The sequence below is a fragment of the Streptomyces sp. NPDC042638 genome (genome assembly GCF_040647235.1).
Taxonomy (GTDB): domain Bacteria; phylum Actinomycetota; class Actinomycetes; order Streptomycetales; family Streptomycetaceae; genus Streptomyces; species Streptomyces rameus.
In genome coordinates this window covers 75403-88506 of the sequence record NZ_JBEZBT010000015.1, presented here as the reverse complement: position 1 = coordinate 88506, position 13104 = coordinate 75403, and the positions used below count along the sequence as shown (strand labels likewise).

Below are 13104 nucleotides of genomic sequence, written 5' to 3'. Positions count from 1 at the left end.
GACGGCCCGGCGTGACGGCCCGGCGTGACGGCCCGGCGTGACGGCCCGGCGTGACGGCCCGGCGTGACAGCCCGGCCTGACGGCCCGTCCGGTGCCCCTGCCTCGTGGTCCGGCTGTGCCGGCCTGGCGGTTCGGCCTGGCGGTTCGGTCTGGCGGTCCCTGTGGGTGCTTGCCCCTTTCGGGGCCGTCGGCGGTGAGTGTGGGCGGGAGGAGGCGGGCGCCGCTCGGTACAGGGAAACCCCTATGACCTGACGCGGCTTCTTGTCCCCGCCCCTCTTCCCTGTCGAGAATGCGCATGACAAACAAGCGGGCGACCGGAACACTCCGGTCGCCCATGTCGTAAGAGGGGACCCCCACGTGAACAAGCCTCTCCTTGCCGCGCTTTCCGCCCTGGCGATAGCCGGGCTCGGCGCGACCCCGGCGATCGCCGCCCCGCACTCCGCCGTCAAGACCGCCCCGCACACCGCCGTCAAGGCCACGGTCGACTTCGCCGGCACCGTCTCGCTCAGCAACTGCTCCGGCTCCGTCATCCGCTTCCCCAACTCCGCCGACACCGACCCGGCCCTCGTGCTGACCAACGGCCACTGCCTGGAGACCGGCATGCCGAGCGCCGGAGAGGTCATCACCGGCCAGTCCTCCAGCCGTTCCTTCGGCCTGCTGAACTCCGCGGGCACCAAGGTCGCCACCCTCCGCGCCAACCAGGTCGTCTACTCGACCATGACCGACACGGACGTCACCATCTACCGGCTGGCGACCACGTACGCGAGGATCAGGAGCTCGTACGGGATCAGCCCGCTCACCGTGCAGGACACGCACCCCACGGCCGGCACCGCCATCAAGGTGGTCTCCGGCTACTGGAAGCGCATCTACAGCTGCAACGTCGACGGGTTCGTCTACCGGCTGAAGGAGGGCGACTGGACCTTCAAGGACTCGGTCCGCTACACCTCCGCCTGCAACACCATCGGCGGCACCTCCGGCTCCCCGGTCGTCGACACCGCCACCGGCAAGGTCGTCGCCGTCAACAACACCGGCAACGAGGACGGCGAGCGGTGCACGGTGAACAACCCGTGCGAGGTCGACGCGAACGGCAACGTGACGGTCCGCCAGGGCATCAACTACGCCCAGGAGATCTACAACATCCCGGCCTGCTTCACCACCGGCAACACGCTCAACCTGAGCGCGGCGGGCTGCACCCTGCCCAAGCCGTAGCCACCGGCGGCGGGCGGTCACACCGGGCTGCGGCGGACCGCCCGTCCCGCGAGTACGTCGGTCCGCCTGCCGTCCTCGACGACGAACCGGCCGTCGATCAGTACGTGCGGGATCCCGGCCGGCAGCGCCCGGGGCTCGGCGAAGGTGGCGTCGGACGCGACCGTCCGCGGGTCGAACAGGACCAGGTCGGCCCGGTACCCCTCGCGCACCAGCCCGCGGTCCGGCAGCCGCAGCCGTGCCGCGGGCCGCGAGGTGAGCCGGGCGACGCACTCCTCCAGGGTGAGCACGCCCAGCTCCCGCACGTAGTGGCCCAGGTAGCGGGGGAAGGTGCCGTACGCGCGCGGATGCGGCTTGGTGCCCCGCAGGATGCCGTCGGAGCCGCCGGTGTGCGCGCGGTGCCGCATGATCGCGCGGACGTTCTCCTCGTGGCCGACGTGCTGGAGGATCGTCGTGCCGAGCCGGTCCGCCACGAGAAGGCGGTGTGCCGTGACCCAGGGGGACTCGCCCCGCAGGTCCGCCGACTCGCGGACGCTGCGGCCCACGTGGTCACCGAGGGCCGGATCGGTCACCCCGGAGATCTCGATGGTCTCCCACTCCACCGGCACCCCGTGGCAGCCGTCCGAGCCGGTCACCTCCAGGTCGTGCCGGATCCGCGCGGCCGTCGCCGGGTCGGCGAGCCGGGCCAGGATCTCCTCCGGTCCGCCCTCGCTCGCCCAGCTCGGCAGCAGCGCGGCGAGGGTCGTGCAGCCGGGGGTGTAGGGGTAGGTGTCCAGCGTGATGTCAGCGCCCTCGTCCAGGGCCCGGTCGAGCAGGGCCAGCAGCTCGGGCGCCCGGCCCTTGTTCACGCCGAAGTTCATCGTCGCGTGCGCGAGGTGCAGTGGGCAGCCCGCCTCCCGGGTCAGCCCGACCATCTCGGCGTAGGCCTCCAGGGCGCCGGCGCCGTAGGAGCGGTGGTGGGGGCAGTAGTAGCCGCCGTACCGCGCCACCACCCGGCACAGTTCGGTCAGTTCGGCGTCCCGCGCGTACATGCCCGGGGTGTAGGTGAGCCCGGAGGACAGCCCGACGGCGCCCTGCTCCAGCCCCTCGGCCACCAGCCGCCGCATCCGGTCCAGCTCCTCCGGCGTCGCCTCGCGGTCCTCCCAGCCCACGGCGAGCGCGCGGACCGTGCCCTGCGGGATCAGGTAGGCCGCGTTGACGGCGATGCCCCGGTCCAGGCGGTCGAGGTACCCGCCGACCGTCCGCCAGTCGAAGTCGATGTCGTCGCCGTACCCGTTCCACCCGGTGATCGCCCGCCGCACCTCCTCCAGGGTGCGGTCGTCCACCGGCGCGTACGACAGCCCGTCCTGGCCGAGAACCTCCAGCGTGACCCCCTGCGCGGCCTTCGCGCTGTGGTCGGGGTCGCGCAGCAGGGCCAGGTCGGAGTGGGCGTGCATGTCGATGAAACCGGGGGAGAGGACCAGGCCCTCCGCGTCCAGCTCCCGCACGGCGTGCGGCCGCTGGCAGCCCGCGCCTGCGGCCTCCTTGACGATCGAGACGATCCGGCCGCCGTCGATCACGACGTCGGCGCGGTAGGAGTCCGCCCCGCTGCCGTCGACGACGTCGGCGTCCCGGATGACCAGGTCCTCCACGGCCGCCTCCTAGAAGAACGTGCGGATGTAGTCGACGACCGTGCCGTCCGCCTCCGCGACCGGGATCAGCTGCCACTTGTCGAAGGACGTGCACGGGTGGGACAGGCCGAGGCCGATCCAGTCCCCGACCTCGACGTCCGCCTCCGGGTCCGTGCCCAGCCAGACGTGCTGGTCGGACAGGCCGGTCACGGTGACGCCGGTGGCCGGGCGTTCGGCCCCGTCACGGCGTACCACCTGGGCGGCCGGCAGGTCCAGGTCGTAGGCGGCGTCGCGCTTGCCCGCGTTGGCGAAGGCCTGCCCGGCGGTGGGACGGGAGACGACCTGCGCCCACAGCCGGAAGGCGGGCTCCAGGGCGCCCTCCTCGGGGACCCGGGCGAACGGGGTGAGCCTGCGGTAGTGCCCGTCGTCGTGGGAGACGTACGCCCCCGAACGCAGCAGCTTCAGCACGGGCCGGGAGAACGCGGGCAGCTCGGCGAAGACCTCGGCCACCGCGTCGAACCAGGCGCTGCCGCCCGCGCTCACCACGATCTCCGGCGTGTCCTCGAACCGTCCGCTCCCGTCCAGCGCGGCGGCCAGCGCGACCAGCCGCCGCAGGTACGACCGCACGCGTTCCGGATCGGCCTGGGGCACCTCGCCCTCGTAGCCCGCCACTCCGACCAGCCGCAGGGTCGGCGCGGCGGCCACGGCCCCGGCGACGGCCGCGCCCTCCGCCTCGGTACGCACGCCGGTCCTGGCCCCCTCGCCCGCGCCCAGCTCCACGACCACCTCGACGGGGCGGGCGGCGCCGCGCAGGGCCGTGTCCATCAGCTCCACGCCGCGCACGGAGTCGACGTAGCAGACGAACCGGAACTCCGGGTCGGCGGCCAGCTCTCCGGCGATCCAGCGCAGGGCGGCGGCGTCCACCAGCTCGTTGGCGAGGAAGACGCGCTGGACGCCGAAGGCCCGGGCCACCCGCACCTGGTGGGGCACCGCCAGCGTGATGCCCCAGGCGCCGTGCTCGATCTGGCGCCGGAAGAGCTGCGGGGCCATAGAGGTCTTGCCGTGCGGGGCGAACGCCAGGCCGTGCCGGGAGGTGTACGTCTCCATCAGCGCGAGGTTGTGCTCCAGGCGCTCGGCGGACAGGGCGAGGACGGGGGAGGTGAAGCCGTCCGCGTCCCGGAAGAGGTTGCGGCGCTGGGCGGCCAGCTCGGCGACGGTCAGTCCGTCGGCGTCCGGCGGGAGCCCCTTGAAGCGGTGGTCGACGCGTTCCTCGGCAAGGCGGGCGAGCGCTTCGCTGCTCATGAAGCCCCTCTCCTGGCGTTGCGACATGTGCAACGGCCATTGCATGCAGTGCTGAATGGTGTCTAGCATCTCGCCGACATCGGGTCAACGGAGACGCCGCCCGGACATCGACAGGAGTCATCATCGAGGACGCTGCTTACGACTTGACCGTTGCGCGCCCGTCGAACCCCGTGGACGTGGTCACGCTCGGTGAGTCCATGGTCACCTTCCTGCCCGTCCGGCCGGGCCGCCTCGCCGACGTCCCCTCCTTCGACCGGGCGATCGGCGGCGCCGAGTCCAACGTGGCCTGCGCCCTGGCCGCCTTCGGCCATCCGGCGCGCTGGGTCAGCCGCGTCGGCGCGGACGGCTTCGGCGACCATCTGGTGGAACGCATCGCCGCGTACGGCGTCGACGTGTCGGCCGTACGCCGCGATCCGGAGCGCCCGACGGGCATCTACTTCCGCACGGCCGGTGACCGGGGCACGGGCGCGCACGAGGTGGCGTACTACCGGTCCGGATCGGCGGCGTCGGCGATGTCGGCGCGGAACGTGGACCTGGCGGCGGCCCGCGCGGGCCGCGTCCTGCACCTGTCGGGCATCACGGCCGCGCTGTCGCGGCGGTGCCGGGAGCTGATGCGGGAGCTGACCGCACCCCGCCCGGGGCGCCCGCTGGTCTCCTTCGACGTCAACCACCGCCCCGGCCTGTGGCGGGACACCGCCGGCAGCGGGGTCCTGCTGGAACTGGCGCGGGGCGCGGACATCGTGTTCGTGGGGGAGGACGAGGCGGAACAGACGTGGGGGGTCGCCGGCGGCCCCGCGGCCGTCCGCGAGCTGCTGCCCGAGCCGGCCGTGCTGGTGGTGAAGGAGGGAGCGCGCGGCGCGACGGTGTTCGAACGCGGGCACCACGACCACGTGGCGGTCGCGGTCCCCGCCCTCACCGTGGACGTCGTCGCGACCACCGGCGCCGGAGACGCCTTCGCCGCCGGCTTCCTCTCGGCCACCCTCCGCGGCCTGCCCGTCCGCGACCGCCTCCGCCACGGCCACCTCTTCGCCGCCGCCGCCCTCACCGCCCCCGGCGACCTCGCCGCACCCCCCGCCCGCGGCCACGCCGACCGCCTCGCGGCCCTGGACGACCACGCATGGGGGACACTTCGACTCGGCCCCGGCTGGACGCAAGCCGAGCAGGCCGAGGAGGAGGCGAACACCCCATGAGTCAGACCGTCGACCGCGCCCTGAGCATCCTGCCGCTGCTCGCCGAGGGCCCCGCCGACCTCGGGCAGGTCGCCGACCGCCTGGGCGTGCACAAGTCCACGGCGCTGCGCCTCCTGCGCACCCTGCACGAACACGGCCTGGTCTACCGCCAGTCCGACCAGCGCTATCGCCTCGGCGCCCGGCTCTTCGCCCTCGCCCAGGAGGCGATGGAGAACCTCGACATCCGCGAGATCGCCCACCCTCACCTCGTACGGCTCAACGAGCAGTGCGGACACACCGTCCACCTCGCGGTGTACGAGGAGCAGGAAGTGCTGTACATCGACAAGGTGGACAGCCGCTACCCCGTGCGCATGTACTCGCGGATCGGCAAGCCGGTGGCCATCACCGTGGCCGCCGTCGCCAAGCTGCTCCTCGCCGACCTGCCCACGGCCGAGCGCCGCGCCCTCGCCGAGCAGCTCGACTACCCCCTGTACACGGCCCGTTCGACCGCCAACGCCGAGGCGTTCCTGAAGGAACTGGCCGCGGTGCGCGAACAGGGCTGGGCCACCGACCTCGGTGGCCACGAGGAGTCCATCAACTGCGTCGCCGCCCCTGTCCGCGGCGCCGACGGCCGCGTGGTCGCCGCGATGTCGGTGTCCGCGCCGAACGTGGTCGTCACCGCCGAGGAACTCCTCACCCTGCTGCCGCTGGTGCGCCGCACGGCGGACGCGATCAGCGGCGAGTACTCCGGAAGAACGCCAGTGAAGGGCACCCCCGCATGACCGAGAAGACCGCGCTCACCCCCAAGACCCACACCACCCCGCCCGCGAAGTTCTCGCACGGCGTGCGCAAGGGCAACATCCTCCAGGTGGCCGGCCAGGTCGGCTTCCTGCCCGCCGAGGAGGGCAAGCCCCCGACGCCCGCCGGCCCCTCCCTGCGCGAGCAGACCCTCCAGACCCTCGCCAACGTCAAGGCGATCCTGGAGGAAGGCGGCGCGACCTGGGACGACGCGATGATGATCCGCGTCTACCTCACGGACGTGGACCACTTCGCCGAGATGAACGAGATCTACAACGCCTACTTCGAGGAGCAGGGCCTCACCCAGCCGCCCGCCGCCCGCACGACGGTCTACGTCGGTCTGCCGGCCGGACTCCTCGTCGAGATCGACGTCCTCGCCGTCCTGAGCTGACGGCCCCCGCTTCCTCCGCACTCCCGTACGGCACGGCGCCCGCCTGGGCCGCCGTGCCGCGATCCGCCCTGCCCGAAAGCACGATGCACTTACTCCGAGGACCCCCGTATGCCCTTCCCGCTCGCCATGCCCGCCCCCGCCGCCCCACCCCACACCGGCGGCCTGCTCCTCCTCCTCGACGGCACCGCAGGCCTGCTCACGGTCGCCGCCATCGGCATAGCCCTGCTGCTCCTGCTGATCATCAAGGTCAGGCTGCAGCCCTTCGTCGCCCTGCTCGCCGCCTCCGTCACCGTCGGCCTGCTGGCCGGCCTCTCGGTGACCGAACTCTTCGGCACCGTCCAGCGCTCGGACGCCGTCTCCACCATCGAGTCCGGCATGGGCGGCATTCTCGGCCATGTCGCGATCATCATCGGCCTGGGCACCATGCTCGGCGCGATCCTCGAAGTCAGCGGCGGCGCGGAGGTCCTCGCCTCGCGCCTGCTGAACGTCTTCGGCGAACGCCGGGCCCCGCTCGCCATGGGCCTGACCGGCCTGATCTTCGGCATCCCGGTCTTCTTCGACGTGGGCATCTTCGTCCTCGCGCCGCTTGTCTACGCGGCGGCCAGGCGCGGCGGCAAGTCGATCCTCCTCTACTGCCTGCCGCTCCTCGCGGGCCTGTCCATGACCCACGCCTTCCTGCCGCCGCACCCCGGCCCGGTCGCCGCCGCCGGACTGCTGCACGTCCAGCTCGGCTGGGTCGTCCTCATGGGCATCGTCTGCGGCATCCCGGCCGTGCTCGCCGCGTGGGCGTACGCCGCCTGGATCGGCAAGCGCGTCTTCGTCGCCGTACCGCAGGACATGGTCGAGGCGGCCGAGGAGGCCAAGCGGGCGGTGGTGGCGGAACAGCGCGCCCAGGGCGTGGCACCGCGGGAGAACCCGGTACCGCTCGGCACGGTGCTCACGATCATCGGTACGCCCCTGATCCTGATCCTCGCCGCGACCTTCTCCTCGATCGCCCTGGACCCCTCCGCGGGCCGCTCGGTGCTGGAGTTCCTCGGCCATCCCTTCGTCGCCCTCACCATCGCCCTGCTGCTCGCCTACTACCTGCTCGGCATCCGCCGGGGCTGGTCGCGCAAGTCCCTGGAGGCGGTGTCCACTTCCTCCCTCAAGCCGGTCGGCAACATCCTGCTGGTGGTGGGCGCGGGCGGCGTCTTCGGCGCCGTACTGAAGGCGAGCGGGGTCGCCCAGGCGCTCTCGGACACCTTCAACGGCGTGGGCCTGCCGGTGATCGTCCTCGCCTACCTGATCTCCCTGGTCCTGCGGGTGGCCCAGGGCTCGGCGACGGTCGCGATCGTGACGACGGCGGGCATCGTCGCCCCCCTCCTCGCCGGGGGCCCCCACTCCCAGGCCTTCACCGCCCTCGTCATCATGGCCGTCTCGGCCGGCTCCATCTTCGCCTCGCACGTCAACGACGGGGGCTTCTGGATGGTGGCCAAGTACTTCGGCATCAGCGAACGCGACACGCTGCGGACCTGGACGGTCCTGGAGTCCGTGCTGTCACTGGCGGGGTTCGCGGTGGCGGCGGTGGTCAGCGTGTTCGTGAGCTGACTGGTTCCGGCACAGGTAAGTCGTCCATACTGCCGCCGTGGAGCAGCGCATAGGACCCAACAGCAAGCCGTTGAAGGGCGGGCCGTTGAAGGCCGAGCCCGTGACGGGCGCCGGTTTCGACCCGGCCTTCATCCCGGGGCTCACGGGCCCGGCTCCGACGGCATCGCTGTCGAAGGAGCCGGACGAGCCGGAGGAGCCGAAGGGGCCGAAGGGGCCGGAGGACGAGGCACCGGAGGACCAGGCACCGGAGGAAGCCGGGAAGCCGGTGGCCGAGGACTCCGTGGCCGGGGACTCCGTGGCCGAGGACCCGGCCGACCCCGCCGAGGAGCCGGCGGACGGGCCGGTCTTCGAGGCGTCCGACCGGCGGGCACGGATAGTGGCCGACCGCGACGGCGTCCGCCTCAGGCTGGACGAGGAGGCATGTGAGTTCCACTGGGACGAGATCGCCGCGGTGGAGACGGAGTCGCCCCGCTTCGGCAAGCGGTACACCGTCACCGTGCACACCCCTGACCGCCGCTGGTTCCCGATCGAGATCGAGGCGACGGCCAGGGCGCGCTTCAGGGAGTGGGACGAGCAGCTGGACGCGGTGCTCGACGCCTACTTCGAGGAGGCGTAGCCGCTAGCCGCAGTACTGGCCGGCCTTGCCGATGGCCCGGTACATGCAGTCGGCGTTCTCCAGCAGCTGCAACACGGCGTCCTTGTTCCGGGAGGTCTCCCGCTCGATGACTTCGTCGGGCGGGTAGAACCCGCCCCCGGACGCGGACGTCGGGTACATCTCGAAGGTGTAGTCGAAGATCTTCTGCGTACCCCACAGATAGTCGTCGATCGACCCGTCGGTGATGTACAGATCACTGGACTGCTCGGCGGTGTACCCGTTGCTGGCGGCCATCTTCTGCCCCACGGCCTTGAACGCGGCGGCGTCGTCCGCGGTCATCCCGGTGGCGGTGTCCGAGTACGTGTACCCGAACGGCCACAGCACGAGCTCGCTGTAGGTGTGGAAGTCGATCCCGGCCTTGATCTGCTGCTTGCCGCCGACGACCCGGCCGCGCACGAAGTCGGCCACGACCTTCACCTCGGGCGCGGACTCGGCGGCGGACCCGCGGTAGGTCTCGGAGGACGGTGACCCGGAGGACCCGCCGCAGCAGCCCCACTTGTAGTTCCAGTTCCGGTTGAGGTCGGTGCCGACGTACGAGGAACCGGAGTTGGGCTGCCGGTTCTTCCGCCACGACCGGTACGACCCGCTCGCGATGTCGTACTCGCCGCCGTCCGGGTTCAGGTCCGGGATGATCCAGATCTCCCGGCTGTCGACGATGTTCGTGATCCGCGGGTCGGACCCGTAGCCCGCGCCGAGTTCGCGCAGCAGATACAGGGCCATCTCCACGGTCAGATGCTCCCGGGCGTGCTGGTGCGCGGTGAACAGCACCTCGGGTTCGTTCTCGTCGGTGCCGACGTTGTCACTGACCTTGATGGCGACGATGTCCCGCCCCTGGTACGACTTCCCGATCACCCGCTTGCTCATGATGCCCGGGTAGGCGGCGAGCCGCTGGTCGATCTCCGCGTTCGCCTCGGCGTAGTTGTGGTACTTCGAGTCGGCGCTCGGGAAGTCGTAGAGGCGCGGCCCCGGCCGCCGGGGCGCGGCGCCCAGGGGCTGGACGTCGTACCCCAGCCTGCGCAGCCGCCGGATCTGCTCCGCCCGCCCGGAGACGACGACGGTCTCCTCGTCGGCCTCGTCGACGGTGACGCCGGCCGCCTGAATGGCGGTGCGGGTGACGGGAGTCGTGCTCTGGTGGATCTCGTACTGGAGTACGTCGTCCCCGGACGCCGTGGCCTTCCGGACGCCGTCGGCGCTGGCGTGGCCGAGGGCGGCCGGTACGGGGGCGGCGAGGGCGAGGGCCAGCAGCGCGCCGAGGACGGCGGTACGTCTGCCGCCGCGCGTGCCGGCGCCGCGGATGCGAAGTCGCATGAACGCTCCTTGAGGTGGAGGTGGGGGTGTTCGCGTGCGACGTGCGGATGCGGACCCGCCGGGGCCTCGTGCGGGGCTTCCTGTGGGCCCGCTGTGCGGGTTGGCGCTCATGGTGCGCGGTTGTCGTGGTCAGGTCAAGTGTGGACGGCGGTGATGGCGTGAACCGTTCCGCCCCGGGTAACGAGGATCACCGGGGTGAGCGGTGACCCGGCTGCCGTCGTACCGGAGGAGTTCCCGGCGACGGGTGACACCGCCTCGATGAGGGCCGAGGCCGAGGCCCTGCGTGACTACGGCAAGGCCCACGGCCGCCTCGCGAAGGTCACCGCCGACGTCGACCGCGTCCAGAGCCGCGCCGACGGCCATGTCCTCATCTCCACCGGCATCCCGGCCGAGGACGAGGCGATGAACCGGGCCGAGCGGGTGGCCGACGCATACGGCGGTTACGCCCGCAGCACCGCCAAGCCGGCGGATGCGGAGCGGCCGGCCGTCGTGACGGTCTACAACGTCTTCGGCGACCAGCTCCTCACCCGGCGCGTGGGCGGGAGGTGACGGGGCGGCACCCCCGGCCGGCGGTCCCGCAGCGCACGGGAAGCGCGCCACTCCGCGGGGAGTGGCGCGCTTCCGGGGAAGGCTCCGTACGCCGGGGCGGGAGGCTCAGTGCTCACCGGCCCGCGGTCGCGTGCGGGTCACCGGTGACGCCCGGACCGCCCGCCGTCGCGGTCGTCGCGGTCGCCGCGGTCGTCGTACCCCCAGGAGGTGGAGTCGATGAGGCGGCCGTGGTCGTTGCGGAGGGTCGCGGTGTCGTGGTCGCTGTCCCACACGGACTGGCGGCGGTCCTGGTAGAGGTCGCTCTCGCTGTCCCGGCCGGCACCGGTGTGCACGCGCACGGTCGCGTGGTCCTCCAGCCGGTAGTGCCGGAAGGTGTAGGTGTGGCCGTCCTCGTCCGACAGCGTCCACCCGTCGAGGTTCACGTCCCGGCGGCCGTCGTTGGTGAGCTCCACCCACTCCCTGTTCAGAGAGGCGTTGGAGCGGTCGTACCGGAGCGACGTGTGGTGCTGCGCGCCGCTGATGACCACGTGTGAGCGGTCCCAGTGGTGCGGGCGGCCGTGGTCACGGTCGGCGGCCGAGGCCGGCAGGGCCGCGGCGCCCACGACGGCGGTGGCCGCCACGACGGCGGCGGCGACACGGCGGCGGGTTGCGGAAGCGGATACGAACACGGACACGAGGTCCCCCTTCGCGAGGGTTGCGCACACCCCGCGGTGCGCGTCCCGGAACGCGGCGTGCGGAGTGCGGTGTACGGGTGGCGGCCGGTCGGCCGCACACCGACACCTTGCGGGGGAGGGCGTGGGTGATCGAGGAAGCGCGGGTGCTGTTACGGTTTGCGCATATTTCTGTGACTCTAGGGTGTAATGCCCATCGATGCTTCGGGCCGGCCCTCTTTCAGGCCGCCGATGAAGGAGTCGAAGGCCGCGGCCGGAAAGGTGAGGACGGCTCTCGCCGGGGCCTTGGAGTCGCGGACGGATATGTGGGTGCCGAGGTCGGCCACTTCGACGCAGGCGTCACCCTGGCCGCCTCCGGAGTAGGACGACTTCTGCCAGGTGCCAGGGGTCGGCATGTTCACAGCTCCTTCGCCAGCCGGTGGATGAAGTCACGCGACCGGTCGGGGTCGAGCGACACCGCCTTCACCCTACGGAAAAGCGTTCGATAGCGGCTGAGCTGAGCCTCGGCATCGATGAAGACCGGACCGACGGGGCCGTCGCGGACGATGGTGTCCAGCTTGGACACGGGGCCGCCCGCGTACACCATGCCGCTTCCGGCTCCGCCGAAACCGTCCAGGTCGAAGGGGATGACGCGGACAGTCACATGCGCGGCTTCGGAGAGCTCCAGTACACGGCCGAGCTGAATGCGTGTCGCGCGCCGATCTCCCACCCTGATGCGCAGCGCGGCCTCGTGGATCAACGCCTCGTACGGAACGGGTTCCGCGCGCTCGATGATGACTCTTCGCTTCATCCGGTGTTCCACCCAGCGCTCCACGTCGCTCTCCGGGAACTCGGGGTTCACGTAGGCGAAGAGGAGGCGGGCGTATTCGGCGGTCTGCAGGAGGCCCGGCAGATGCAGGAACTCCACGTCCCACCGGAAGCTGGCGTGATGCTCCAGCTCGGGCAAATCCATGAACGGTGTGGGGAGCCGGCCCCGGTACTCCTCCCACCAGCCGAGCGTCCTGTCGGTCGCCATCGTCACCAGTGCCTCGATGAGCGCGGCATCCGTACAGGAGTACTGAGCCGCGAGTCGCCGTACGCGTTCCTCGCTCACTCCTGCGGTTCCGGCCTCGATCTGACTCATCTGGGCAGAGTCCGTACCGAGGAGCGCGGCTGCCTCGCGTCCCTTGAGTCCCGCGGCTTCGCGAAGTTTCCGCAGTTCGATGCCCAGGCGTTCCTGCCGTGCGGTGGGCTGCTGTCTACGCGGGATGGCTTCCTCCCTCGGCTCACCAACTGTCGTGACCCAGTGCCTCGTTCGTGGGTAGATTACGGCAATAGCTTGCAGCGTCCCAAAATGTGGCCCTACCGTCGGTGACGGACGCACACGCAGCTGCGGAAGCGCACCGCGTCCTGAATCTCCCCTCACCGACCGGAGTTGATGACGCATGTCCGAGTGCGAGACGTGGGACTACACGCTCTACATCCCCAACGACCTCAGAGCGGTGACGGTCTGCCGCCGCACGCTCCGCGTGATCCTGACGCTGCACGGGCTGCCCGGCCTCGTGGAGACGGCGGAGCTGCTCGCGGCGGAGTTGGTGACGAACGCGGTGCGGCACACCAAGGGGCCGGCGGCGCTGCGGGTGCGCCGCTCGCCGCGGGGCCTGGTGTGGATCGGGGCGTGGGACACCGACCCGGAGCCGCCGCCACCGCCACGGCCGCTGGAGCGGGCCCTGGACCTGGAGGAGGGGCGGGGGCTGGGGCTGGTGACGGCCTGCGCGGAGTACTGGGGCTGGCAGCCGTCGGCCCGGTTCGGGGACCGGGGCAAGTACGTGTGGTGCGAACTCCCGGCGGCGTAGCTCGAGGCAGGGCTCACGGCGCC

The 13104-nt window shown here is 71.7% G+C and carries 14 protein-coding genes; 8 read left to right on the top strand and 6 right to left on the bottom strand.

Annotation, left to right across the window (positions count from 1 at the left end; translation table 11 throughout):
• The first annotated feature begins 357 nt into the window (after positions 1 to 357).
• On the top strand, positions 358 to 1209 hold the full coding sequence (locus AB0B40_RS15280) for a serine protease (protein ID WP_362264073.1): 852 nt from the start codon (positions 358 to 360) through the stop codon (positions 1207 to 1209).
• A gap of 17 nt (positions 1210 to 1226) precedes the next feature.
• On the opposite strand, the gene AB0B40_RS15275 is transcribed toward AB0B40_RS15280, so the two are convergent.
• Complete coding sequence (locus tag AB0B40_RS15275; RefSeq protein WP_362264072.1) at positions 1227 to 2837, bottom strand: D-aminoacylase; 1611 nt, start codon at positions 2835 to 2837, stop codon at positions 1227 to 1229.
• A gap of 9 nt (positions 2838 to 2846) precedes the next feature.
• A complete protein-coding gene (locus AB0B40_RS15270; RefSeq protein WP_345046624.1) occupies positions 2847 to 4118 on the bottom strand; it encodes an amino acid deaminase in 1272 nt (423 codons plus the stop codon).
• Positions 4119 to 4261: 143 nt separating this feature from the next.
• Here AB0B40_RS15270 and AB0B40_RS15265 point away from each other — a divergent pair, with 143 nt between their 5' ends.
• The 5 genes from AB0B40_RS15265 to AB0B40_RS15245 all read left to right on the top strand — a co-directional run bounded on the left by AB0B40_RS15265 (position 4262) and on the right by AB0B40_RS15245 (position 8679).
• Entirely contained in the window at positions 4262 to 5308 is a 1047-nt protein-coding gene (locus AB0B40_RS15265; protein ID WP_362264071.1) for a sugar kinase, read from the top strand.
• A complete protein-coding gene (locus AB0B40_RS15260) occupies positions 5305 to 6069 on the top strand; it encodes an IclR family transcriptional regulator (protein WP_345046627.1) in 765 nt (254 codons plus the stop codon). The genes AB0B40_RS15265 and AB0B40_RS15260 overlap by 4 nt, the downstream gene beginning before the upstream one ends.
• Positions 6066 to 6476 (top strand): RidA family protein, encoded by a 411-nt coding sequence (locus AB0B40_RS15255; RefSeq protein ID WP_345046629.1) that lies wholly within the window; start codon positions 6066 to 6068, stop codon positions 6474 to 6476. The genes AB0B40_RS15260 and AB0B40_RS15255 overlap by 4 nt, the downstream gene beginning before the upstream one ends.
• A gap of 108 nt (positions 6477 to 6584) precedes the next feature.
• Positions 6585 to 8063, top strand: a complete 1479-nt coding sequence (locus tag AB0B40_RS15250; RefSeq protein ID WP_362264070.1) for a gluconate:H+ symporter — start codon at positions 6585 to 6587, stop codon at positions 8061 to 8063.
• Positions 8064 to 8100: 37 nt separating this feature from the next.
• Positions 8101 to 8679: a hypothetical protein gene (locus AB0B40_RS15245; RefSeq protein WP_362264069.1), complete on the top strand. Its 579-nt coding sequence runs from the start codon at positions 8101 to 8103 to the stop codon at positions 8677 to 8679.
• Between the two features lie 3 nt (positions 8680 to 8682).
• Here AB0B40_RS15245 and AB0B40_RS15240 read toward each other — a convergent pair whose 3' ends face one another.
• Positions 8683 to 10026, bottom strand: a complete 1344-nt coding sequence (locus AB0B40_RS15240) for a M14 family metallopeptidase (protein ID WP_362264068.1) — start codon at positions 10024 to 10026, stop codon at positions 8683 to 8685.
• A gap of 195 nt (positions 10027 to 10221) precedes the next feature.
• On the opposite strand from AB0B40_RS15240, the gene AB0B40_RS15235 reads away from it, so the two are divergent.
• On the top strand, positions 10222 to 10575 hold the full coding sequence (locus tag AB0B40_RS15235) for a hypothetical protein (protein ID WP_362264067.1): 354 nt from the start codon (positions 10222 to 10224) through the stop codon (positions 10573 to 10575).
• Between the two features lie 137 nt (positions 10576 to 10712).
• Here AB0B40_RS15235 and AB0B40_RS15230 read toward each other — a convergent pair whose 3' ends face one another.
• The 3 genes from AB0B40_RS15230 to AB0B40_RS15220 form a co-directional block, all read right to left on the bottom strand.
• The gene (locus AB0B40_RS15230; RefSeq protein WP_362264090.1) at positions 10713 to 11243 is read right to left on the bottom strand and encodes a lamin tail domain-containing protein; all 531 of its coding nucleotides are present in this window, start codon (positions 11241 to 11243) and stop codon (positions 10713 to 10715) included.
• A 182-nt stretch (positions 11244 to 11425) separates the two neighbouring features.
• Positions 11426 to 11641 (bottom strand): DUF397 domain-containing protein, encoded by a 216-nt coding sequence (locus AB0B40_RS15225; RefSeq protein WP_362264066.1) that lies wholly within the window; start codon positions 11639 to 11641, stop codon positions 11426 to 11428.
• A 2-nt stretch (positions 11642 to 11643) separates the two neighbouring features.
• Positions 11644 to 12495: a helix-turn-helix transcriptional regulator gene (locus AB0B40_RS15220; protein ID WP_362264089.1), complete on the bottom strand. Its 852-nt coding sequence runs from the start codon at positions 12493 to 12495 to the stop codon at positions 11644 to 11646.
• A gap of 175 nt (positions 12496 to 12670) precedes the next feature.
• Between AB0B40_RS15220 and AB0B40_RS15215 the strand changes: the two genes are divergently transcribed.
• Positions 12671 to 13081: an ATP-binding protein gene (locus tag AB0B40_RS15215; protein ID WP_362264065.1), complete on the top strand. Its 411-nt coding sequence runs from the start codon at positions 12671 to 12673 to the stop codon at positions 13079 to 13081.
• Positions 13082 to 13104 lie beyond the last annotated feature (23 nt).

Coding starts and splice junctions, on each gene's coding strand:
- AB0B40_RS15270 (WP_345046624.1), bottom strand. CDS start 4,118: ATGAGCAGCGAAGCGCTCGCCCGCCTTGCCGAGGAACGCGTCGACCAC.
- AB0B40_RS15225 (WP_362264066.1), bottom strand. CDS start 11,641: ATGCCGACCCCTGGCACCTGGCAGAAGTCGTCCTACTCCGGAGGCGGC.
- AB0B40_RS15255 (WP_345046629.1), top strand. CDS start 6,066: ATGACCGAGAAGACCGCGCTCACCCCCAAGACCCACACCACCCCGCCC.
- AB0B40_RS15260 (WP_345046627.1), top strand. CDS start 5,305: ATGAGTCAGACCGTCGACCGCGCCCTGAGCATCCTGCCGCTGCTCGCC.
- AB0B40_RS15215 (WP_362264065.1), top strand. CDS start 12,671: ATGTCCGAGTGCGAGACGTGGGACTACACGCTCTACATCCCCAACGAC.
- AB0B40_RS15250 (WP_362264070.1), top strand. CDS start 6,585: ATGCCCTTCCCGCTCGCCATGCCCGCCCCCGCCGCCCCACCCCACACC.
- AB0B40_RS15240 (WP_362264068.1), bottom strand. CDS start 10,026: ATGCGACTTCGCATCCGCGGCGCCGGCACGCGCGGCGGCAGACGTACC.